We start from the raw sequence: 19,858 nt of genomic DNA on the forward strand, positions 1-19,858 counted from the left end.
CTCCAGTCTATGCGGACGGATCCGCGCTCCCCGTCGCATCCTCGTCCGCGTCGCCCGAAGCGGCCAGCCTCGCGCCGCCCGCCGCGCGCTGCGCCTCGCGGACGCGCTTGCGCAGGTTCTTGTCGGTGATCTCGCGATCGCCCACGGCACCGGGGGTCCACTGCTCCACATCCTCGTCGCCGTAACTCGGCTTCTTGGCGGCGCGGCGTTTCACATCGGGCGGGACAGCTCCCGGCGCGAGCCGGCGCGCCGTGATGAGGAAGCCCGTGTGCGCGACCATGCGGTGATCCGGGCGCACGGCCAGACCCTCGACGTGCCACCCGCGGACCATGGTCTCCGACGCCTCGGGCTCGGTGAACAACTCCGTGGCGCGCAGGTACTCCGCGACGCGGGACAACTGGGTCGCGGTCGCGATGTAGCAGAGCACCACTCCACCCGGAGCGAGAGCCTCGGCCACGGCGTCGATGCACTCCCAGGGGGCGAGCATGTCCAGCACCACGCGGTCGACGGCGCCGGCGGCGAATTCGGTGGAGAGCTGCTCCTGGAGATCGCCCACGACGATCCTCCACGTCTCGGGCAGCTCGCCGAGGAACGTCTCCACGTTGGCGCTCGCGACCTCGGCGAAGTCGTCCCGGCGCTCGAAGGAGACCAGACGTCCGGCCGGTCCGATCGCCCGCAACAGCGAGAGCGACAGCGCGCCGGATCCGACGCCGGCTTCGACGACCGTCGCGCCCGGGAAGATGTCGGCCTGGGTGAGGATCTGCGCCGCGTCCTTCGGGTAGACGATGGCGGCGCCACGGGGCATCGACATCACGAAGTCGCGCAGCAGCGGGCGCAGGGCCAGGTACTCGTTCCCGGAGCTGTTCGCGACGACGGATCCGTCCGGCAGGCCGATCAGATCGCGGTGGCGCAGAACGCCGTGGTGCGTGTGCAGCTCGCCGTCCTCGCGCAGCGTGACGGTGTGCATCCGGCCCTTGGGCCCGGTCAGCTGCACGCGATCGCCCTCGCGGAACGGACCGCTGGGCCGCTGCGCGCTCACAGTGCGGCCTCCGCCCTGGCGGCGCGCACGCGGGTGAATTCGCCGGCGAGATCGTCGACCCCGCGTCCCGCGAGCGTGTCCCAGAGCGCATCCGCGTCGAGACCTTCGAGCCCGACGATGTGCGGCACGCCGATCGCGACGGTACGGGCGGACACAGCGGCCTGCAGTCCCGTGCGCGAGTCCTCGAGGGCCACCGTGTCGGCGATGTCGACGCCGAGGGCGTCCGCCGCCTGCAGATACGGGTCGGGGAAGGGCTTGGGGCGTTCGACGTCGTCGCCGCCGACGATCACGTCGAAGGCGTCGAAGCCGATCAGCGCTACGATGTCCTCGGCCATGCGCCGCAGCGACATGGTGACCAGCGCGGTGCGGATGCCCGCGTCGCGCAGTTCGCGCAGCAGCTCCCTCGCACCGGGTCGGAACGGCACGCCGTCCTGTTGCAGGCGCACGCGCACGCGCTCGGTGAGCTCGTYGACGATCTCCTGGGCGCCCATCTTCACGCCGGCGCCCTGAAGAACGACCGCGCTGTCGATCAGACCGTTGCCGACCAGCTGCAGCGCCTGCTCATGCGTCCAGGTGCCGCCGAAGGACTCGATGAGATCTGTCTCGGCGTCCATCCAGTACGGTTCGRTGTCGACAAGGGTTCCGTCCATGTCCCAGAGGACCGCGCGAGGGTGCTGATTCACTCCCCCATCGTACCGGCGGCCCGCACCCCCGACGGTGGCGGGGACTAGCCTGGACGGAACACACGGCGCACGTCGCCGCAGGAAGGAACACAGTGCAGGTACTCGGGAACCGGATCATCGTCGCCGCCTTCGACGGCTGGAACGACGCCGGTGAGGCCGCGTCCGCCGCCGCCGAGCAGATCGACGACGGCGGCTTCGATGTCGTGCACGCCGCCGACCCGGAGCTGTACTTCGACTACCAGTGGGCTCGGCCGACCCTCGAGCGCGATGAGGAGGGCAACCGCAGCCTGCGCTGGCCCTCGGCACGGATGCTGCGGCCGACCGCGGCCTCCGACGGCATCGAGCCGCGGCTGTGGCTGCTGACCGGCACCGAGCCCGCACGCGCCTGGCAGGCGTTCAGCGCCGAGTTCATCGACGCCGCGCTGAGCGAGGACATCACGGGCTTCGTCACGCTCGGCGCGATGCTCTCGGACGTGCCGCACACGCGCCCGATCTCGATCTTCGCCTCGAGCGAGAACGCCGAGGTCCGTGAGGCGCTCGGCATCGAGCGCTCCACCTACGAAGGGCCCATCGGGATCCTCTCCGCGCTGGAGCACTCGGCGGAGCAGGCCGGGATCCCCGCGCTGTCCCTCTGGGCCAACGTGCCGCACTACGTGCAGACCGGTGGTTCCTCGCCCAAGGCGACCCTCGCACTGCTCGACCGGCTGCACGAGGTGACCGGCGTCGACGTCCCGCGCGGACAGCTCGCCACCGAGGCCGCCATGTGGGAGGCCACGATCGACGCGGCCGCCGCGGAGGACGAAGAGATGGCCGCCTACATCGCGCAGCTGGAGACGAAGCGCGACACCTGGGATTCTCCCGATGCCTCGGGCGAGGCCATCGCCCAGGCCTTCGAGCGGTTCTTCCGCCGCAACGGCGAGGGCCCGGGCGAGCACAAGCGCTGAGCCGCCGGTCCCTGAGCCTGTCGAAGGGTCCGGGATCCGATCGACGTCGCCGCCGCCCGACGCGTCGTCAGGGCTTGATCACACCCAGCGCGAGCAGGACGATCAGCACGATGCCGAGCAGGATCCGGTAGACCACGAACGGCAGGAAGCTGCGCCGCGAGATCCAGCGCATGAAGAACGCGATCACGCCGAGGCCTACGACGAACGCGATGCCCGTGGCGGCGAGGGTCTCGCCGGCGGAGAACACGCTCGGCTCGCCGATGCTCTTGACCGCCTGGTACACGCCCGATCCGAAGACCGCGGGGATCGCGAGCAGGAACGCGTACCGGGCGGCCGCTTCGCGCTCGTAACCGAGCAGCAGTCCGGCCGTGATGGTGCCGCCGGAGCGGGAGACGCCGGGGATCAGCGCGAGGGACTGCGCGAGGCCGTACACGATGCCGTGGCCGAGAGTGAGGTCCTTGAGCTTGCGCCGCCGCGCCCCGATCGCGTCCGCGACCCCGAGCAGCACACCGAACACGATCAGCATGATCGCGATGAGCCACAGCGAACGGAACACTGTCTCGATCTGGTCCTTGAAGACGAGGCCCAGCAACACGATCGGAATGCTGCCGATGATGATCAGCCACCCCATCCGGGCGTCGGGGTCGTTACGCGGGATCCGGCCGATCAGCGCCGACCACCAGCTCCCGACGATCCGCACGATGTCGCGCCAGAAGAACACCACGACGGCAGCCTCCGTGCCGATCTGGGTGATGGCGGTAAAGGCGGCGCCGGGATCCTGCGCGCTCGGCAGGAAAGCGCCGACGATCCGGAGATGCGCGCTGGAGGAGATCGGCAGGAACTCGGTGAGTCCCTGCACGATCCCCAGGAAGATGGCTTCGAGAAGGTGCATGGATCGCTTTCGCGTCGTGCGCAGGCTCGCGCGGTTCGGTCGGTCTGTGGGTGGTCAGATGATCAGTAGGTCCGCAGGAGATCGGTGAGCACGCGCTGCCCGAACACCAGGGAGTCGATCGGCACCCGCTCGTCCACACCGTGGAACATGCCGGTGAAGTCGAGATCGACCGGCAGCTTCAGCGGTGCGAAGCCGTAGCCGGTGATGCCAAGGAAGGCGAGCGCCTTGTTGTCGGTGCCCGCGCCGAGCAGGTACGGGATGACGGGAACGCCCGGATCGTGCCGTTCCAGCGCCGCGACCATGGCGTCGACGAGGGGACCCGCGAACGGCGTCTCCATGCCGATGTCCTGCACGACCATCTCGATCTCGATGTCGTCCCCGACGAGTGCGCGCAGCTGCGCGAGCACGTCCTGCTCCTGCCCCGGGATCACGCGCACATCGATGAGCGCCTCAGCACGCTCCGGGATCACATTGTGCTTGTAGCCGGCCTGCAGCACGGTCGGGTTCGTCGTCGTGCGCAACGTGGAGCGCAGGAACGCCTCCGCGGGGCCGGCGGTCGCGGCGAGGGCGTCCGGATCGTCCACCGGAAGTCCCGTCAGGGCACTCATCCGGTCGAGGAACTCGCGGGTGGTATCGGTCAGCTGGATCGGCCAGGACGTGCGACCGATCGCAGCGACGGCCTCGGCGAGCTTCGTGACGGCGTTGTCGGGGTGGAACCGGCTGCCGTGGCCCGCCCGTCCCTTCGCGATGAGGCGGATCCACATCAGCGCCTTCTCCCCCACCTGCAGCAGGTAGGCGCGCTGGTCGCCGACGGGGATCGAGTAGCCGCCGACCTCGCTGATCGCCTCCGCCGCACCGGCGAACCACTCTGGACGGTTCTGCACGACGAGGGCCGAGCCCTCGACGCCGCCGTTCTCCTCATCGGCGAAGAAGGCGAGGATCAGGTCGCGTTCCGGCTGTTCTCCGGCACGCAGGATCTCCGCCACCGCGGTGAGGATCATGGCGTTCATGTTCTTCATGTCGACCGCGCCGCGGCCCCAGAGCATGCCGTCCTGCACGATGCCCGCGAACGGGTCCACCTGCCAGTCCCCTGCCATCGCGGGCACGACGTCGAGATGACCGTGCACGACGAGCGCCGGCTTGTCCCTGTTCCTGCCCGCCACGCGCGCCATGACGTTCGTGCGCCGCGGGATCGGCTCGTAGTACTCCGGCTGGAGGCCGAGCGACTCCAGGTAGGCGCCCACATACTCCGCGGCCTCGCGTTCGCCCTTCGCGTCGCCACCGCCGAAGTTGGAGGTGTCGAAACGGATGAGCTCGGCGGCGATCCGCGCGACCTCGGGAAGTTCGGCATCCGGCTGGGGCATGCGTCCAGGCTACCCAACGGCCGAGGCGGATCCGCAGCCCAGGACTCGGGCCGATACCGGCGACGCGCCCGACATGCACCGCGGTTCGAGGGGCTCTGAGGAACGTGATAGTGTCATTCTTCGGTTGGGAACAGCCGAAAACACCAGCGCGGGTGGCGGAATAGGTAGACGCGCTAGCTTGAGGTGCTAGTGCCCGAATAGGGCGTGGGGGTTCAAGTCCCCCCTCGCGCACGCTGGTATGAAGGCCCCGGGTCCGAAAGGATCCGGGGCCTTCGTCGTTCCGGGTGGCCCCTCGATCGTCCAGGACGTTCATACGCGAAGAGCCGGGATCGACGACCCCGGCTCTTCGCGTCTCCGCGCACGTCAGCCCACGCTGACGTTGAACAGCAGACCCAGCGCATAGGTGACGGCGGCGGCGCCGAAGCCGATCGCCAGCTGGCGCAGGCCGCGGCGCAGCGGCGGCCCACCGGAGAGCACGCCGACGGTGGCTCCGGTGCCGAGCAGTGCGATGCCGACGAGGGCGAGGGCCACCAGCACCGCGGGAACGCCCTGTATGCCGAAGATCCAGGGCAGCACCGGCACGATCGCGCCCGACGCGAACAGCAGGAAGCTCGAGATCGCCGCAGGCCACGCTCTCCCGATGATCTCGTGCTCGTCACCGCCATCGGCGGGAACGCGCAGCGGCCCCGTGGCACGCTGAGCCAGGCCCGCCTTCGCGGCGCTCACCACGCGGCGGGCCCGCTGCAGCGACTCATCGGCATCCATGCCCCTGGCACGGTAGACGAGCGCGAGCTCGTTCTCGTCCAGCTCGAGGTCGCTCGCCGTGGCGTCGCCGTGCCCGTTCTCCTCGGTCGCCTCGAGCAGCTCGCGCTGAGACCGCACCGACACGAACTCGCCCGCGCCCATCGAGAGCGCTCCGGCGAGCAGGCCCGCGAAGCCGCTGAACAGGACGAGACTGCTGCTCGCACCCGTCGCCCCGATGCCCAGCACGAGTGCCAGGTTGCTCACGAGACCGTCGTTCGCGCCGAACACCGCAGCGCGGAACGAGCCGGACAACTGGCGCCGGCCGCGAGCGGCAAGGCCCCGGACCACCTCGAAGTGCACCTTCTCATCGGCCCGCATGGCCGGTGTGGCATACACCTCGGCGTCGTACGGGGACCGCGCCTCCGCGCTCTGGGCGAGCGCGAGCACGAAGATGGAGCCGAAGCGTCCGGCCATCCACCCCAGAGTCCGCGCGCGCAGACCCGGTCGCGGGAGCCGGTGGGGCTCTCCACCGAGCAGCGCGAGCCAGTGCGCCTCATGGCGTCCCTCCGCCGCGGCGAGCTCGAGCAGGATCTCGCGTTCCTCGCCCTCTCGGCGCTGAGCGAGCTGCTGATAGACGTGCGCCTCGGCGCGCTCTTCGACGAGGTAGCGCGCCCAGCGGCGGCGGTCGGCCGCGGTGGGTTCTGCGTGCGCGGTGTCAGGCGTGTTCATGAGGTCCTTCATGGATCGAGGCAACCGCTCAACGCTATCGAGCCGAGGGCGCAGAATCCGCGCCAGGACGGGGATTACCARCATTTCGGGAATCCGAACCGGGCCCTGCCGGGCGCGTCGCCCCGTGCCGGGAAGAGGGTTCGACTCAGGCCCGCACGCGCCGTCGGAGAAGGTCGATCCGCGACTGCAGCTGGGTCACGGTGGCCTGTGCGACCGCCGGACCGCCGCAGAGCCGGCGCAGTTCCGCATGCACGGCGCCGTGCGGGTCGCCGGTCTGCCGCGCGTAGACGCCGACGAGGCTGTTGAGCAGTTGGCGCTGTTCGCGCAGAGTGCGGTGCAGCGGCTCCGGCAGCGTCGTCGACTGCGCCGGTGTGGTGGCCTCGCGCGCCTCACGGAGCCGGGACTGGCGGGATTGCCGCTGCATGAGCAGCTCGTGCACGTGCTCGGGCTCGAGGAGTCCCGGGATCCCGATAAATTCCTCCTCCTCCGGCGTGCCGGGCTCCGCGAGCTGGCCGAACTCCTGGCCGTCGAAGACCACGCGATCGAAGTGCGCGAGTGAGGAGATCGCCTGGTAGCTGAACTCCTGCGTGAGCGCGTCCGAGGCGTCGTCCTCGCGGTTGGCGCTCTCCAGCAGCGAATCGTCGAGGCCGTCCTCGTCCTTGGACCGGCGGTCCAGAGCGTGGTCGCGCTGCTTCTCGAGCTCGTTCGCGAGCTTCATCAGCACGGGCACGTTCGGGAGGAACACGCTCGCCGCCTCACCACGACGGCGGGCGCGCACGAAGCGGCCGATCGCCTGCGCGAAGAACAGCGGCGTCGACGACGAGGTGGCGTAGACGCCGACGGCGAGACGGGGGACATCCACACCCTCCGACACCATCCGCACCGCGACCATCCACCGGTCGCCGGATGCGCTGAACTTCTCGATGCGCTCCGACGCGGTCGCATCGTCGGACAGCACCACGGTCGGGCGCTGCCCCGTCAGCGAGTGCAGGATCTTGGCGTACGCGCGGGCAACGGTCTGATCGGTCGCCAGCACGAGACCGCCCGCGTCCGGCACGTGCTGGCGGATCTCGGTGAGCCGGCGGTCGGCGGCGGACAGCACCGCGGGCATCCACTCCCCCTCAGGATCCAGCGCCGTGCGCCAGGCCTGCGAGGTGACGTCCTTCGTGTTGTCCTGACCGAGATGCGCCTCGAGCTCGTCGCCGGCGCTCGTGCGCCAGCGCATCTTGCCCGCATACATGTGGAACAGCACAGGCCGCACGACGCCGTCCTGCAGCGCCCGCCCGTAGCCGTACGCGTAGTCGGTGCTGGAGATCCGCGCGCCCGACTCATCGGGGAGATAGTCCACGAACGGGATCGGCGCCGTGTCGCTGCGGAACGGGGTGCCGCTCAGCAGCAGCCTGCGCCGGGCCGAACCGTAGGCGTCGCGGATCGCGTCGCCCCAGCTCAGCGCGTCGCCCCCGTGGTGCACTTCGTCGAGGATCACGAGGGTGCGTCCGCCCTCGGTGAGGTGCTTGTGCACCGAGGACTTCGCTGCGACCTGCGCGTACGTCACGACGACGCCGTGGTACTGCCGCGACGGCGCCCAGTGGCTGTTGCGGAAGCGCGGATCCAGCCGGATGTGCACGCGCGCCGCGGCGTCGGCCCACTGGGTCTTGAGGTGCTCGGTCGGCGCGACCACGATCACGCGGTCGATCTCGTTCGTGTGCAGCAGCTCGACCGCGAGCGTGAGCGCGAACGTCGTCTTACCGGCGCCCGGCGTCGCGGCGACCAGGAAGTCCCTGCGCTCGGGGATCCGGAAGTACTCCTCCAGCGCTTCGCGCTGCCATGCCCTCAGCCTGTCGGCGGTACCCCAAGGGGCGCGCTGAGGGAAGGACGGGGAGAGCATGGGATTCCACGATAGACGAGGCCGGGGACATCTCCGACCACTGCGGAACGCCGCCCGAGCATCCGCCCTGCTGCCCGGTCACGCGGGTAGTCTCGAATGCTGTGCCGCGCCGAACAGGCGCCCGCGAGAAGGAGAGGGTCATGTCCGGTCACGAACCGCGCACTCCGTACGTCCCCAATGAGACGCCGCACCCGTGGCACCGCTACGTGGCGATCGGCGACTCCTTCACCGAGGGCATCGGCGACCCCGAGCCGAGCGCGCCGGGAGGGCACCGCGGCTGGGCCGATCGGGTGGCAGAAGTGCTCGGCGCCCAGAGCGAGGACTTCGCGTACGCCAATCTCGCGGTACGGGGCAAGCTCATCGGACAGATCAGCGACGAGCAGATCGCGCCGGCCATCGCGCTGAACCCCGACCTGATCACGCTGTGCGCCGGCGGCAACGACGTCATCCGCCCCGGCACCGATCCGGACGAGATCGCCGTGCTGCTCGACGACATGGTCACGCGTCTGTCGCGCACCGGCGCCGCCATCGTCCTGATCACCGGCATCGACACGAACTTCACGCCGGTCTTCCGCCCGTTCCGCGGCAAGGTCGCGATCTACAACGAGAACGTCCGGGCGATCGCAGAGCGGAACGACTGCATCGTCGCCGATCAATGGGGCCTCAAGACCATCCAGGATCCGCGCTTCTTCGCCGACGACCGGCTGCACATGAACCCGCTCGGCCACCACGAGGTCGCCCGCATGGTGCTGCGCGCCCTGAACGTTCCGAACGACCTGCAGGAGATGGTCGCCGACCCGTTCCCCGTACGCACGTGGCGCGAAGCCCGCAACGAGGACCTGGTCTGGGCGCGCGCGCACCTGGTGCCGTGGGTGCTGCGGCGCCTGCGTCACCAGTCGTCGGGCGACACCATCGCAGCTAAGCGCCCCGAACCGATGCCGATGGTCCTGCCCGACGACCAGTGAGCGGCAGTTTCGAGGAGTTCCGTCGTTGCGGAACGGGGTTCAGGGGCGGATCGCCGGCGGATGCTGCAGCGCCCAGAGCGCTACCGCGGCGGTAGAGGCGACGTTGAGCGAGTCCACGTCGCCGGTCATCGGGATGGTCACCACGGCGTCGGCCGCTCCCAGCGCCTGGGCGGACAGACCGGGACCCTCGGACCCGAAGGCGAGAGCGACGCGCTCCGGGCGCCGCGCGGCATAGGACTCCAGCGTCGCGGCGTCGTCGCGGAGGGCGAGCGCGGCGAGCCGGATCCCCTCGGTGTGCAGGATCGGCACCAGCTCGTCCCAGCTGTCGAAGCGCGTCCACGGCACCTGGAACACCGTGCCGGTGCTGACCTTGACGCTGCGGCGATACAGCGGATCCGCACAGCGGGCGGAGACGAGCACCGCATCGGCGCCGAGAGCCGCCGCCGCGCGGAAGGCGGATCCGACGTTCTGATGCTCCACGAGGTCCTCCAGCACGAGGATCGTGCGGGATCCTCGCACGACGTCTGTGAGATCCGGCAGCGCAGGGCGGTGCATGGCCGCCAGCGCACCACGATGCACGGGAAACCCCGCGGCGGCCTCGACCACCGCGTCCTGGCAGACGTACACCTCTACATCGGCGTCGCCGAACAGCGCGCGCAGGCCATCCAGCCAGCGCTCCTGCGTCAGCACCGAACGCGGGCGGTGACCTGCGTGCACGGCCCGCGCGATCACCTTGAGCGATTCGGCGATGTACAATCCGCCGTCGACATCGCTGCGCAAGCGCAAGGCCGTGTCGGTCAGCCCTCGGTAGTCGTCGAGCCGGAGGTCTGCGGGGTCGTCGATGCGGATCTCGTGCACGGGTCCACTCTGACAGGTCCGCCCGGCCGTGCGCCCGCCCACCCGGCGGCCGCGCAGGATCCCGCCCGTAGACTCGGGCGAGGAGGTCGGATGAACAGCAGCAGCGCGTCGTTGCACACCCAGCTCGAGCCTGTCGCGGAGCTCCTCTCCGATCGCCGCATCGCCTTCCTGACCGGCGCCGGGCTCTCCACGGACTCGGGCATCCCCGCGTATCGCGGAGCCGGATCGACACCGCGGCGCATGCCTATGACCGTGCAGACCTTCCTCGGCTCGAAGGACGCGCAACGCCGGTATTGGTTGGGCGGGCACCTCGGCTGGCGCTCGTTCGGCACGGCGGTCGCGAATCCTGGGCACCGCGCCATCGCCGGACTCGAGCAGGCCGGCCGCGCGGTCGGCGCGATCACGCAGAACGTCGACGGCCTGCATCTCGCCGCGGGGTCCGCACGCGTGGTCGAACTGCACGGCACCATGCGGACGGTGCTCTGTCTGCGCTGCGGACAGAGCTTCTCCCGCGACGCGGTCGCCGCTCAGATCGAGGAGCGCAACGCCTGGCTCGACGTTCCCGACGAGGTGCTGCTCCAGCCGGACGGCGACGTGCGCCCGGAAACCACCGAGGGCTTCGTCCTGCCGGTCTGCACGGTGTGCGATGGGCCTCTGAAACCCGACGTCGTGTTCTTCGGCGAGTTCATCCCCACCGAGCGCTTCGCGACCGCCGAGGCCCTGCTGCGCTCAGGAGACGCACTGATCGTCGCGGGATCCTCCTTGGTCGTGAACTCGGGCATCCGGATCATCGAGCGCGCTCGCCGTCGCGGTCTCCCCATCGTCATCGTCAACCTCGAGCCCACGCGCGCCGACGCCTGGGCATCGGCGACGATCGCCGCCTCCACCAGCCTCGTCCTCCCCGTCCTTCTGGAGCTGCTCACGTGACTCTCATCACCCTTATCCGCCACGGCCAGACAGACTGGAACCTGGAGGGCCGCATCCAGGGATCCACCGACATCCCGCTCAACGACACGGGCCGCGCCCAGGCGCGGAATGCCGCCGTGCAGCTCGCGGGTACCGCCTTCGATCACGTCTACGCGAGCCCGCTCGGCCGGGCGCGGGAGACTGCGGAGATCATCGCGCGCGAACGGGGGCTGTCCGCACCGCTGGTCACCGCCGGGATGCGCGAGCACGAGTTCGGTGAGGCGGAGGGCTTGCTCTGGGACCAGTACCGGGAGCGCTTCGGAGCGCGCAGCGACAACGTGCCAGGCGCCGAGACCGTGCAGCAGCTGACCGAGCGCGCACTCGCATCCCTCGCCAGGATCGATCTCGCGGCACGGCGCCGCTCCGCGCCCCGGGTGGAGTCGGTGCTGGTCTGCACGCACGGCGGCGTCATCCGCGCCCTGCTCGAGCACGCCTCGGGAGGCACGCTGCCCGCACCGGGCGAACGACTCGGGAACGGATCGGTGCACCGCTTCGCGATGGACGGCGGGGGCCTGCGCCTGCTCGACGCGTCCGCCGTCTGAGCGCCGCAGCGCCGGGGCGCCGCCCGGGCCCGGATCGCGGGCGGGCGTAGGATCGAAGACGCCGCCGATCCCGAGGAGAGCCGTGAATTCCGCCCCTGCACCGACCTGGCGGATGTGGCTGATCTGGATCGTCGGTGTATCGGCCTACGTGCTGTCGATCACGAACCGGACATCCTTGTCGGCGGTCGGCGTGGACGCCGCGCATCTGTTCCAGGCCGACGCGTCGACGCTGTCCCTCTTCGCCGTGCTGCAGCTCGCCGTGTACGGACTCATGCAGATCCCCGTCGGCCTTCTGCTGGACCGCTATGGATCCCGCCCGATCATGGTCGCGGGCATGCTGCTCATGGCCGTCGGCCAGCTCGTGATGGCCTTCGCCCCGAACGTCGGCGTCGCGATCGTCGCCCGCATGATCCTCGGCGCCGGCGACGCGGCGATCTTCCCCGGCGTGCTGCGCCTCGTGGCGATCTGGTTCCCGGCGCAACGCGGACCGCTGATGGCCCAGCTGACCGGCATCGTCGGCCAGCTCGGGCAGCTGGTCGCGCTCCTCCCCCTGCCGCTGCTGCTGCACTCGACGTCGTGGTCCGTCACGTTCGGAAGCCTCGCGGGGCTCGGCGTGCTGTTCACGGTGCTGGTCTTCGCGCTGATCCGCAACCGCCCGCCCGACCTCACCGAGGATGTCTCCGTGAACACCGACACCGGGGCGATCCGGGTCGTGACCTCCCGGGCGGACTTGCGCGTCACCCTGCGCGAGGCGCTCGCCCATCCCGGCACACGCCTCGGGTTCTGGACGCACTTCACCACGCCGTTCGCCGGCACCGCCTTCATGATGCTGTGGGGCATCCCGTTCCTCACGAGCGGCGAGGGCCTGTCGATCGGCACCGCGTCTCTCGTGACAACGGTGTACGTGCTGTTCGGGATCCTGTTCGGTCCGGTGCTCGGAACCCTCTCCGCCCGTCACCCGACGAGTCGCTCGCTCATGCTCGTCCTGCCGACGATCGCGCTGCAGGTGATCGTCTGGCTCGCCGTGATCCTCTGGCCGGGTGAGGCGCCGCTCTGGCTGCTGATCCTGCTGGCGATCGCACTCGCCACGGGCGGCCCCGCGTCGATGGTCGCGTTCGATCACGCGCGCACGCACAACCCGCAGCACCGGCTCAGCACGGCGACGGGCGTCGTCAACGGAGGCGGATTCCTCGCCGCGCTCATCGCGATCTTCCTGATCGGCCTCGCGCTCGACCTGCAGGGCGCGGGCACACCGGCCACCTACACGCTCGACGCGTTCCGCTGGGCGTTTGTGACGCAGGTTCCGCTGTGGGTGATCGGCACCGCCTTCATCGTGCGCGAGCGGCGCCTGACCCGGCGGGTGCTGGGCCTGGATCGCCGCCCCCGGAACGACTGATCGCGCCGTCCGCAGACGGCGCGATCAGCACGGCTCAGCCCAGCAGCATCGCGCGGCCGGGCTCCTGGAGCACGTCGGCCACGGCCTTCAGGAATTGCGCCCCCTCGGCGCCGTCGACGATCCGATGATCGAACGACAGGCTGAGCGTCATGACGTCGCGCAGTGCGATCTCGCCCTCGTACTCCCACGGCAGTCGCCGCACGGCGCCGAGCGCGAGGATCCCGGTCTGCCCCGGAGGCAGGATCGGAGTCCCGGCGTCGATGCCGAACACGCCGATGTTGGTGAGCGAGAACGTGCCGCCGGAGAGTTCCGCGGGTGAGGTCTTGCCGCTCCGCGCCGTGCGGGTGAGGTCGGCGACGGCGGCCGCGAGCTCGCCGAGCGGCATCCGCTCGGCGTCGCGGATGATCGGCACGATCAGGCCGCGATCCGTGGCCGCGGCGATGCCGAGATCGACGAAGTGCTGCTGCACGATCTCGCCCGCGTCCCCGTCCCACCGCGCGTTCAGCCCTGGGAAGGAGGCGAGTGCCAGGCACACCGCCTTCGCGACGACGGTAAGCACGCCGATGCGCGGTGCGTCCGGCTTGGCTGTCGCCCGTAGGGAGGCGATGAGCTCGCTCGTCGCGGTCACGTCGACCGTGTAGAAGGTGGTCACGTGCGGGGCGGTGAACGCGCTCTGCACCATCGCCTCGGCCGTGTGCTTGCGCACCCCGCGGACYGGGATCCGGGTGGTCGCCCGCTCCCCCGTGACCGGGCGCACCGGTGCTGCGACCGACGAGGGCGCCGCAGTGACCTCGGCGGCCAGACCCTCGCCGCGCTGCACGAGGCGCTCACGGTAGGCGTCGACGTCGGCACGGCTGATCACTCGGTCGCCGAGCTCGGCCGCGACGAGCACCAGATCCACGCCCAGGCCCTTCGCATACGCGCGGACGGGGGGCGTGGAACGAGGGCGCTCCCCGCGCTCCGGCGGCGCCGGCAGCACCGCGATGTCGTCGTGCGGCGCCGCGACGCGCACATCGACGTCAGCGGCGACCGTCGTCGCGGCGGCGGACCCCGCGCCGGCACGACGCGCACGACGCTGCGGCCGGCCGTTCGACGGTGCGGCGCCGTAGCCGACCAGGTTCGGCCCGGAACCCTCCTCGAACTCTGCCGTCGCGGCGGGAGCATCCGGGGCGGGCTCGCCCTGCCCTTCGATCTCGAAACCCACCAACGGTGCCCCCACGAGGACGACGTCACCGGCGGCAGCGTGCAGCGAGGTGATCACGCCCGCGTGCGGCGAGGGCAGCTCGACGATCGCCTTGGCGGTCTCCACCTCGGCCAGCGTCTGGTTCAGGGTGACCGTGTCGCCCTCGGCGACCAGCCACTGCACGATCTCCGCCTCGGCGAGACCCTCACCGAGGTCGGGAAGGAGGAATTCCTGCTTCATCGGTCGACCCCCTCCAGCAGCTGCTCGTCATCGCAGACGCGGTCGACCGCGTCGAGGATCCGATCCAGGTCCGGCAGGTGGAACTTCTCCAGCTTCGCCGGCGGATACGGGATGTCATGGCCTGTGACGCGCAGCGGTGCCGCCTCGAGCCAGGTGAAGCACTTCTCGGTGATGCTCGCGATGACTTCGGCCGCGACACCCGCCTCGCGCGCCGCCTCGTGCGCGACGACCACCCGCCCGGTCCGGCGCACCGAAGCGCAGACGGTGCCGTAGTCCACCGGCGAGAGCGAGCGAAGATCGATCACCTCGAGCGACCTGCCCTCCGCCTCCGCGGCCTCGGCGGCCTCGAGTGCTGTGCGCACCATGGCGCCGTAGGTCACGATCGTGGCGTCCGTGCCCTCGCGCACCACGCGGGCGAGGCCCATCGGCGCCGCATCCGCGAGCGGGGTCTCCAGATCGACCTCGCCCTTGGCGTGGTAGAGCCGCTTGGGCTCGAAGAAGATCACCGGGTCGTCGCTCGCGATGGCCTGACGCAGGCATGTATAGGCGTCCTGCGGGTTCGAGACCGCGATGACTCGAAGCCCCGCTGTGTGCACGAAGTAGGCCTCCGGCGACTCGGAATGGTGCTCAGCCGCACCGATGCCGCCGCCCCAGGGGATCCGGATCGTGATCGGCATCGGGACCGTGCCCTGAGTGCGGTAGTGCAGCTTCGCGACCTGGGAGACGATCTGGTCGAACGCGGGGTACACGAATCCGTCGAACTGGATCTCGACCACCGGCCGGTAGCCGCGCATCGCGAGGCCGACCGCCGTGCCGACGATCCCGGACTCCGCGAGCGGCGTGTCGATCACCCGCTCCGCGCCGAACTCGTCCAGGAGCCCGTCGGTGATGCGGAACACGCCGCCGAGCTTGCCGATGTCCTCACCGAGCAGGAGGACCTTCGGATCATCCGCCAGGGACTGCTTGAGGGCGGCGCCGAGCGCCTTGCCCATCGTCATCTGCGCCATGTCACGCCTCCGCGAGCGTCGCGAGATAGCGGGCGTAATCGGCACGCTCCTCATCGATGCCGGTGTGCGGCTCGGCGTAGACGCCGTCGAACACCGCGAGCGGCCCGCGCGTCGTGAGGCTGAGGCACGCCGCCCGCATCTGCATGGCCGCTTCGTCGGCTTCCGCCGCGAAGCCGGCGGCGATCTCGTCGGTGAGCACGCCTTCGGCACGCAGCAGCGCCTCGACCCGCGCGAGCGGATCCTTGCCGCGCCAGTACTCGAGCTCGGCCGGATCGCGGTAGCGCGTGGGATCGTCGGCGGTGGTGTGCGGGCCCATCCGATAGGTGACGAGCTCGAGGAACGCCGGAGATCCGCTGCGGGCCTGCTCGAGCGCCCAGCGCGTCGCCGCGAACACCGCGAGCACGTCGTTGCCGTCCACGCGCATGCTGGGGATCCCGAAGCCGGGCGCGCGCCCCGCGATCGGATGCTGCGACTGCACAGCCACGGGCTCGGAGATCGCCCAGTGGTTGTTCTGGCAGATGAAGACGACCGGGGCGCGGTACGAGGACGCGAAGATCATGGCCTCGTTGACATCGCCCTGGCTCGTGGCCCCGTCGCCGAAGTAGGTGACGGCGACCTGGTCGGAACCGTCGTGCAGGATGCCGAGCGCGTAGCCGACCGCGTGCAGCGTCTGCGCACCGATGATGATCTGCAGCGGCGCCATGTGCATGACGGCGGGGTCGTAGGCTGCCCCTTCCTCGCCGCGCCACATGCGGACGTAGTCACCGGGCTGTGCGCCGCGCGCCAGCATCACACCGGTCTCGCGGTAGCTCGGGAAGACCACGTCATCGCTCTTGAGCGCGCGGCCGGAGCCGATCTGCGCGGCCTCCTGCCCCTGGCACGGGGCCCACAGGCCGAGCTGACCCTGGCGCTGCAGTGCGACACCCTCGTTGTCGAGCCTGCGCAGCACGATCATGTCGCGCAGCAGGGAGAGCAGCTGGTCGGACGTGACGTCGGCGGCATAGGGGGCGAGACGCGTGTCGTTGCGACGCCGACCGTGGGCGTCGATGAGGCCGGCGGGCTCGTCGAGCCCGATGCCGGTCACGGTGATCGGATCAAGGTGGGTTGACATCTTCGTCCTCCTCAGTGGATCCGCCCTCGTGGGAAGGATCCGGTGCGTCTTCGCTTGCCTTGAGCGTACGACCGCTTCACACGTCGCTCAAGCATTCGGCGGTGGCCTGAGCATGTTGCCAACTAATGGCCCCTTGCAGGCTGCTAGCCTTTGGCAACATGGCAACCCTTGATCGCACCGATCTCGACATCCTCGAGATGCTCTCCGCCGACCCGCGCACGACGGTGGTCGCGATGGCCGAGAAGCTCCGGCTCTCCCGCAACACGATCCAGGCGCGCCTGGCCCGGCTGGACCAGACCGGGGTGTTCCTGCCCTATGAGCGCGCTTTCTCCCCCGCCGTGCTCGGCTACCCGCTGCAGGCGTTCGTGAGCATCGGCGTCCGTCAGACCGAGCTGCCCAGGATCATCGCCGAGCTCGCGCGGGTGCCGGAAGTGGTGCAGGCTCACGGCCTGAGCGGGTCGATCGATCTGCTCGCACTCGTCGCCTGCCGCGACGCCCGCCACCTCTTCGACACGGACGCCCGTATCCTCTCGATCGACGGCGTCGAGCGGACCGAGACATCGCTCGCGATGGGCGAGGTCATCCCGTTCCGCGTCGGCGGTCTTATGGGGCTGGCACGACGAGAGGCCGGAGGAACCGCCTGATCGCGCCCGCTGCCTCGGCCGGGGTCTCGTAGTGGATCAGGTGGCCGACGTGAGCGATCTCGACGAGCTCGGCGTCGGGGAACAGGGGCGCGAGCGCACGCTCCGCCTCGATCGGGGTGATGTCGTCGCGCTGCGCCGCCACCAGCAGCGTCGGAACCGCGATGCGCGGTGCGAATTCGCGGACGTCGTGCGAGACGCTCGTGCGGAACGCCTGGCTGAGCACGTCGCGGTCGGAGAAGCGTGAGAAGTAGGTGTCGTGCTGATCGTGCACGAACCGGCGCAGTTCCGGATCGTGTGTCTTGGCCATCGCGATGCTCATGGCGCGCACGATGATCCTGTTCCGCAGGAGCTCGGTGCCGATGGACTCCGGAAGCCTCGCGCCGAGTGCGTAGTACAGCATCGCGAGGCGGGTCAGCACGGCTTTGGGTCCCTCCAGCGCCGGAGCTCCGATCGGGTTGACCAGGATCAGCCGCGGCGTCTCCAGCCCGCCCGCGACCGCGGCCGATGCCACGATCGAGCCGAACGAGTGTCCGAGGACGACCGCGCCAGGAGCGACCTGCGCGGCGAACTCCGTGAGCCACTGCGCGTAGGCGTCGATGTCGTGGACGCGGCCGGGAAGCGGCGGCGTCTCGCCGAACCCCGGCAGGTCGGGCATGATCACGCGCACGCCAGGCAGGTGCGCGACCACGGGTTCGAGTCCGTGGTGCTCGCCCCGGAAGCCGTGCACCGCGAGGACGGTGAGCTCCGCATCATCGGGGCCGTAGACCCAGTACGCCGTGCGCCCGCCGAGGATCTCGGCCTCGTCTCGTCGCACCGGAATGCGATCCAGACGTGCGGCGTAGGGCGAAGGAGCGGGCATGCTTCGAGTCTACGGGCGTGACCGATGCGTCCTGAGCGCACTGCCGCGCGCCGGGACGGGGATGTCGGGCCCTCGTCCTACGGTGGCGTCATGACCGATTCGACGCCTCTGCCGCCCTGGTTGACCCGCGTCGGAGTCTTCGACCTCGAGACCACCGGGATCGATGTGACGCGAGACCGCATCGTCACCGCGCACGTCGGAGTGCTCGATCACCACGGCGCCGAGATCGCGGCGCGCACATGGCTGGCCGATCCTGGAATCCCGATCCCCGCCGGCGCCACCGCGATCCACGGCATCACCTCGGAACGCGCGCACCGTGACGGCGCCCCCGCCGCCCAGGTCATCGCGGGCGTCGTGGCCGCCCTCAGGTCCCTCCTCGATCAAGGCGTGCCGGTCGTGGCCTACAACGCCGCGTTCGACTTCTCCCTGCTCGCGCACGAGGCACGGCGACACAGGATGGCTCCGTTGGAGAACCCTTCACCGGTGATCGATCCGCTGATCATCGACAAGACCTACGACCGGTATCGCCCCGGCAAGAGGACTCTGGAGATCGTGGCCGCGCACTACGGGGTCGATCTGATCGGCGCGCACGACGCCTCCGCCGATGCCGTCGCGGCGGGCAGGGTCGCTCAGGCTCTGGCCCAGCGCTTCCCGTTGCCGCCGAGCGCCGGAGAGCTGCACACTCGACAGATCGGCTGGGCGCGGGCGCAGGCCGCCAGCCTGACCGACTACTTCGTGCGCATCGGTCGGATCGATCCGACCGAGCGCGTGGACGGCCGCTGGCCCGTCCGCGACGGCGATCCCGCCCGTCAGAACGCTTCCCTGGGATCCTTCTGACGTCGGATCCGGATCCGGATCCGACGGCGTAGCCTGCAAGGGTGAAAGAGACCTTGAACGCCGTGCTGGGATGGGGCGCGATCGCCCTACCGGTCGCGCTCGGGCTGTACGTCCTCGGCTATGCCGCCTGGACGCTCTCTCATCGCAGACCGCTCGAGAAGCGCTACGCCACGGGCGGCGGAGGAATCGGCGGGGCGTTCGACAGCGTGTTCGCCCCCTCTTCCCTGGAGGCCGAGGCCGAACGCGACCGGCAGACCAGGCGGACCGCGCCGGCGCCCTCACCCGGTGACCCGCCGTGGGGCATCGACGGCGACAGGATCCGGCTCGATCTCTGAGGGGCACGCTCTGCGCCGGCGGACCGGGGCGCGGTAAACTGGCCGGTTACCCGATGGAGGGAGACCCGATCGTCATGACGACCGATACCGAGCGCATCGACGCCCTCGAACGCGAGATCGAGAGGATGCAGACCGTCATCGACTCCTGCAGGTGACGTTCGCTCACGAACCGAAGCGCAAGAACCGCTTCCGGCGTGTGATCCGCCATGCCGAAGGAAAGATCGACGGCATCCGGTTCGCCCTCGCGACGATCCGATCGTCGACGTCCGACGCCGACGGCCGCCCCTCTCCCTAGACAGCAGAAGGCCCCCGCCTCGATCGAGGACGGGGGCTTTCGCGAGGGCGATTACTTGGAGGAACCGCCGAAGTTCTTGAAGCGCTGGTTGAACTTCTCGACGCGGCCGGCCGAGTCCATGATGCGCTGCTTGCCCGTGTAGAACGGGTGCGAGGCCGAGGAGATCTCGACGTCGATGACGGGGTACTCCACGCCGTCCAGCTCGATCGTCTTGTCGCTCGTGACCGTCGAACGGGTGAGGAACGTGTCGCCCGAGCCGAGGTCGCGGAAAACGACGGCCTGGTACTCGGGGTGGATGTCAGTCTTCATGGGATTCCTTACGTGGTGCCCTGGATTG

Annotated in this window: 21 protein-coding genes and 1 tRNA gene; 10 read left to right on the plus strand and 12 right to left on the minus strand. The window is 70.1% G+C overall.

Annotated features, from left to right (window positions below; genetic code table 11):
- Positions 1 to 7: 7 nt before the first annotated feature.
- Positions 8 to 1,039, minus strand: coding sequence for a tRNA (adenine-N1)-methyltransferase (locus tag AC1DG4_RS13195; RefSeq protein ID WP_477379288.1), 1,032 nt, complete (start codon positions 1,037 to 1,039; stop codon positions 8 to 10).
- Entirely contained in the window at positions 1,036 to 1,722 is a 687-nt protein-coding gene (locus tag AC1DG4_RS13200) for an HAD family hydrolase (protein ID WP_477421280.1), read from the minus strand. Before AC1DG4_RS13200 ends, AC1DG4_RS13195 begins: the two co-directional genes overlap by 4 nt.
- A 92-nt stretch (positions 1,723 to 1,814) precedes the next feature.
- Here AC1DG4_RS13200 and AC1DG4_RS13205 point away from each other — a divergent pair, with 92 nt between their 5' ends.
- Positions 1,815 to 2,666: a PAC2 family protein gene (locus AC1DG4_RS13205; protein WP_477379284.1), complete on the plus strand. Its 852-nt coding sequence runs from the start codon at positions 1,815 to 1,817 to the stop codon at positions 2,664 to 2,666.
- 67 nt (positions 2,667 to 2,733) lie between these two features.
- Here AC1DG4_RS13205 and AC1DG4_RS13210 read toward each other — a convergent pair whose 3' ends face one another.
- Positions 2,734 to 3,558 (minus strand): undecaprenyl-diphosphate phosphatase, encoded by an 825-nt coding sequence (locus AC1DG4_RS13210; protein ID WP_477379282.1) that lies wholly within the window; start codon positions 3,556 to 3,558, stop codon positions 2,734 to 2,736.
- 62 nt (positions 3,559 to 3,620) lie between these two features.
- Positions 3,621 to 4,922 carry a M20/M25/M40 family metallo-hydrolase gene (locus AC1DG4_RS13215; RefSeq protein ID WP_477379280.1) on the minus strand — a complete coding sequence of 434 codons (1,302 nt, stop codon included), beginning with the start codon at positions 4,920 to 4,922 and terminating at the stop codon, positions 3,621 to 3,623.
- Between the two features lie 146 nt (positions 4,923 to 5,068).
- On the opposite strand from AC1DG4_RS13215, the gene AC1DG4_RS13220 reads away from it, so the two are divergent.
- A tRNA-Leu gene (locus AC1DG4_RS13220) sits at positions 5,069 to 5,153 on the plus strand.
- Positions 5,154 to 5,285: 132 nt separating this feature from the next.
- On the opposite strand, the gene AC1DG4_RS13225 is transcribed toward AC1DG4_RS13220, so the two are convergent.
- Together AC1DG4_RS13225 and AC1DG4_RS13230 are read right to left on the minus strand one after the other, a co-directional pair.
- The gene (locus tag AC1DG4_RS13225; RefSeq protein WP_477379278.1) at positions 5,286 to 6,407 is read right to left on the minus strand and encodes a VIT1/CCC1 transporter family protein; all 1,122 of its coding nucleotides are present in this window, start codon (positions 6,405 to 6,407) and stop codon (positions 5,286 to 5,288) included.
- A 133-nt stretch (positions 6,408 to 6,540) separates the two neighbouring features.
- Complete coding sequence (locus tag AC1DG4_RS13230; protein ID WP_477379276.1) at positions 6,541 to 8,283, minus strand: DEAD/DEAH box helicase; 1,743 nt, start codon at positions 8,281 to 8,283, stop codon at positions 6,541 to 6,543.
- A 140-nt stretch (positions 8,284 to 8,423) separates the two neighbouring features.
- Here AC1DG4_RS13230 and AC1DG4_RS13235 point away from each other — a divergent pair, with 140 nt between their 5' ends.
- Positions 8,424 to 9,248 (plus strand): SGNH/GDSL hydrolase family protein, encoded by an 825-nt coding sequence (locus AC1DG4_RS13235; protein WP_477379274.1) that lies wholly within the window; start codon positions 8,424 to 8,426, stop codon positions 9,246 to 9,248.
- 39 nt (positions 9,249 to 9,287) lie between these two features.
- Here the strand turns inward: AC1DG4_RS13235 and AC1DG4_RS13240 are convergent, their stop codons facing one another.
- Positions 9,288 to 10,106: a TrmH family RNA methyltransferase gene (locus tag AC1DG4_RS13240; RefSeq protein ID WP_477379272.1), complete on the minus strand. Its 819-nt coding sequence runs from the start codon at positions 10,104 to 10,106 to the stop codon at positions 9,288 to 9,290.
- Between the two features lie 90 nt (positions 10,107 to 10,196).
- Between AC1DG4_RS13240 and AC1DG4_RS13245 the strand changes: the two genes are divergently transcribed.
- From AC1DG4_RS13245 to AC1DG4_RS13255, 3 genes are all read left to right on the plus strand, one after another.
- Positions 10,197 to 11,033, plus strand: coding sequence for a Sir2 family NAD-dependent protein deacetylase (locus tag AC1DG4_RS13245; RefSeq protein WP_477379270.1), 837 nt, complete (start codon positions 10,197 to 10,199; stop codon positions 11,031 to 11,033).
- Positions 11,030 to 11,614 carry a histidine phosphatase family protein gene (locus tag AC1DG4_RS13250; RefSeq protein ID WP_477379268.1) on the plus strand — a complete coding sequence of 195 codons (585 nt, stop codon included), beginning with the start codon at positions 11,030 to 11,032 and terminating at the stop codon, positions 11,612 to 11,614. The genes AC1DG4_RS13245 and AC1DG4_RS13250 overlap by 4 nt, the downstream gene beginning before the upstream one ends.
- 112 nt (positions 11,615 to 11,726) lie before the next feature.
- A complete protein-coding gene (locus AC1DG4_RS13255; protein ID WP_477379351.1) occupies positions 11,727 to 13,010 on the plus strand; it encodes an MFS transporter in 1,284 nt (427 codons plus the stop codon).
- 34 nt (positions 13,011 to 13,044) lie between these two features.
- Here AC1DG4_RS13255 and AC1DG4_RS13260 read toward each other — a convergent pair whose 3' ends face one another.
- Genes AC1DG4_RS13260 through AC1DG4_RS13270 form a run of 3 tightly spaced genes read right to left on the minus strand, consistent with a single transcriptional unit; the run spans position 13,045 to position 16,551 of the window.
- Positions 13,045 to 14,433, minus strand: a complete 1,389-nt coding sequence (locus AC1DG4_RS13260) for a dihydrolipoamide acetyltransferase family protein (protein ID WP_477379266.1) — start codon at positions 14,431 to 14,433, stop codon at positions 13,045 to 13,047.
- Positions 14,430 to 15,440, minus strand: coding sequence for an alpha-ketoacid dehydrogenase subunit beta (locus tag AC1DG4_RS13265; protein WP_477379264.1), 1,011 nt, complete (start codon positions 15,438 to 15,440; stop codon positions 14,430 to 14,432). Before AC1DG4_RS13265 ends, AC1DG4_RS13260 begins: the two co-directional genes overlap by 4 nt.
- Before the next feature lies 1 nt (position 15,441).
- On the minus strand, positions 15,442 to 16,551 hold the full coding sequence (locus tag AC1DG4_RS13270; protein WP_477379262.1) for a thiamine pyrophosphate-dependent enzyme: 1,110 nt from the start codon (positions 16,549 to 16,551) through the stop codon (positions 15,442 to 15,444).
- A gap of 158 nt (positions 16,552 to 16,709) precedes the next feature.
- On the opposite strand from AC1DG4_RS13270, the gene AC1DG4_RS13275 reads away from it, so the two are divergent.
- Complete coding sequence (locus AC1DG4_RS13275; RefSeq protein WP_045273148.1) at positions 16,710 to 17,195, plus strand: Lrp/AsnC family transcriptional regulator; 486 nt, start codon at positions 16,710 to 16,712, stop codon at positions 17,193 to 17,195.
- On the opposite strand, the gene AC1DG4_RS13280 is transcribed toward AC1DG4_RS13275, so the two are convergent.
- Positions 17,155 to 18,054, minus strand: a complete 900-nt coding sequence (locus tag AC1DG4_RS13280; protein WP_477379260.1) for an alpha/beta fold hydrolase — start codon at positions 18,052 to 18,054, stop codon at positions 17,155 to 17,157. The genes AC1DG4_RS13275 and AC1DG4_RS13280 overlap by 41 nt on opposite strands.
- Positions 18,055 to 18,144: 90 nt before the next feature.
- On the opposite strand from AC1DG4_RS13280, the gene AC1DG4_RS13285 reads away from it, so the two are divergent.
- From AC1DG4_RS13285 to AC1DG4_RS13295, 3 genes are all read left to right on the plus strand, one after another.
- Positions 18,145 to 18,891 carry an exonuclease domain-containing protein gene (locus tag AC1DG4_RS13285; RefSeq protein ID WP_477379258.1) on the plus strand — a complete coding sequence of 249 codons (747 nt, stop codon included), beginning with the start codon at positions 18,145 to 18,147 and terminating at the stop codon, positions 18,889 to 18,891.
- Between the two features lie 41 nt (positions 18,892 to 18,932).
- Positions 18,933 to 19,226 (plus strand): hypothetical protein, encoded by a 294-nt coding sequence (locus AC1DG4_RS13290; protein WP_477379256.1) that lies wholly within the window; start codon positions 18,933 to 18,935, stop codon positions 19,224 to 19,226.
- 151 nt (positions 19,227 to 19,377) lie between these two features.
- Entirely contained in the window at positions 19,378 to 19,521 is a 144-nt protein-coding gene (locus AC1DG4_RS13295) for a hypothetical protein (protein ID WP_477379254.1), read from the plus strand.
- Positions 19,522 to 19,572: 51 nt separating this feature from the next.
- On the opposite strand, the gene AC1DG4_RS13300 is transcribed toward AC1DG4_RS13295, so the two are convergent.
- A complete protein-coding gene (locus AC1DG4_RS13300) occupies positions 19,573 to 19,830 on the minus strand; it encodes a type B 50S ribosomal protein L31 (RefSeq protein ID WP_440720236.1) in 258 nt (85 codons plus the stop codon).
- Positions 19,831 to 19,858: the final 28 nt, after the last annotated feature.

Source organism: Microbacterium sp. 05N427 (assembly GCF_056397105.1).

Coding starts and splice junctions, on each gene's coding strand:
- AC1DG4_RS13255 (WP_477379351.1), top strand. CDS start 11,727: ATGTGGCTGATCTGGATCGTCGGTGTATCGGCCTACGTGCTGTCGATC.
- AC1DG4_RS13230 (WP_477379276.1), bottom strand. CDS start 8,283: ATGCTCTCCCCGTCCTTCCCTCAGCGCGCCCCTTGGGGTACCGCCGAC.
- AC1DG4_RS13210 (WP_477379282.1), bottom strand. CDS start 3,558: ATGCACCTTCTCGAAGCCATCTTCCTGGGGATCGTGCAGGGACTCACC.
- AC1DG4_RS13215 (WP_477379280.1), bottom strand. CDS start 4,922: ATGCCCCAGCCGGATGCCGAACTTCCCGAGGTCGCGCGGATCGCCGCC.
- AC1DG4_RS13275 (WP_045273148.1), top strand. CDS start 16,710: ATGGCAACCCTTGATCGCACCGATCTCGACATCCTCGAGATGCTCTCC.
- AC1DG4_RS13225 (WP_477379278.1), bottom strand. CDS start 6,407: ATGAAGGACCTCATGAACACGCCTGACACCGCGCACGCAGAACCCACC.
- AC1DG4_RS13265 (WP_477379264.1), bottom strand. CDS start 15,440: ATGGCGCAGATGACGATGGGCAAGGCGCTCGGCGCCGCCCTCAAGCAG.
- AC1DG4_RS13300 (WP_440720236.1), bottom strand. CDS start 19,830: ATGAAGACTGACATCCACCCCGAGTACCAGGCCGTCGTTTTCCGCGAC.
- AC1DG4_RS13235 (WP_477379274.1), top strand. CDS start 8,424: ATGTCCGGTCACGAACCGCGCACTCCGTACGTCCCCAATGAGACGCCG.
- AC1DG4_RS13280 (WP_477379260.1), bottom strand. CDS start 18,054: ATGCCCGCTCCTTCGCCCTACGCCGCACGTCTGGATCGCATTCCGGTG.
- AC1DG4_RS13245 (WP_477379270.1), top strand. CDS start 10,197: ATGAACAGCAGCAGCGCGTCGTTGCACACCCAGCTCGAGCCTGTCGCG.
- AC1DG4_RS13285 (WP_477379258.1), top strand. CDS start 18,145: ATGACCGATTCGACGCCTCTGCCGCCCTGGTTGACCCGCGTCGGAGTC.
- AC1DG4_RS13270 (WP_477379262.1), bottom strand. CDS start 16,551: ATGTCAACCCACCTTGATCCGATCACCGTGACCGGCATCGGGCTCGAC.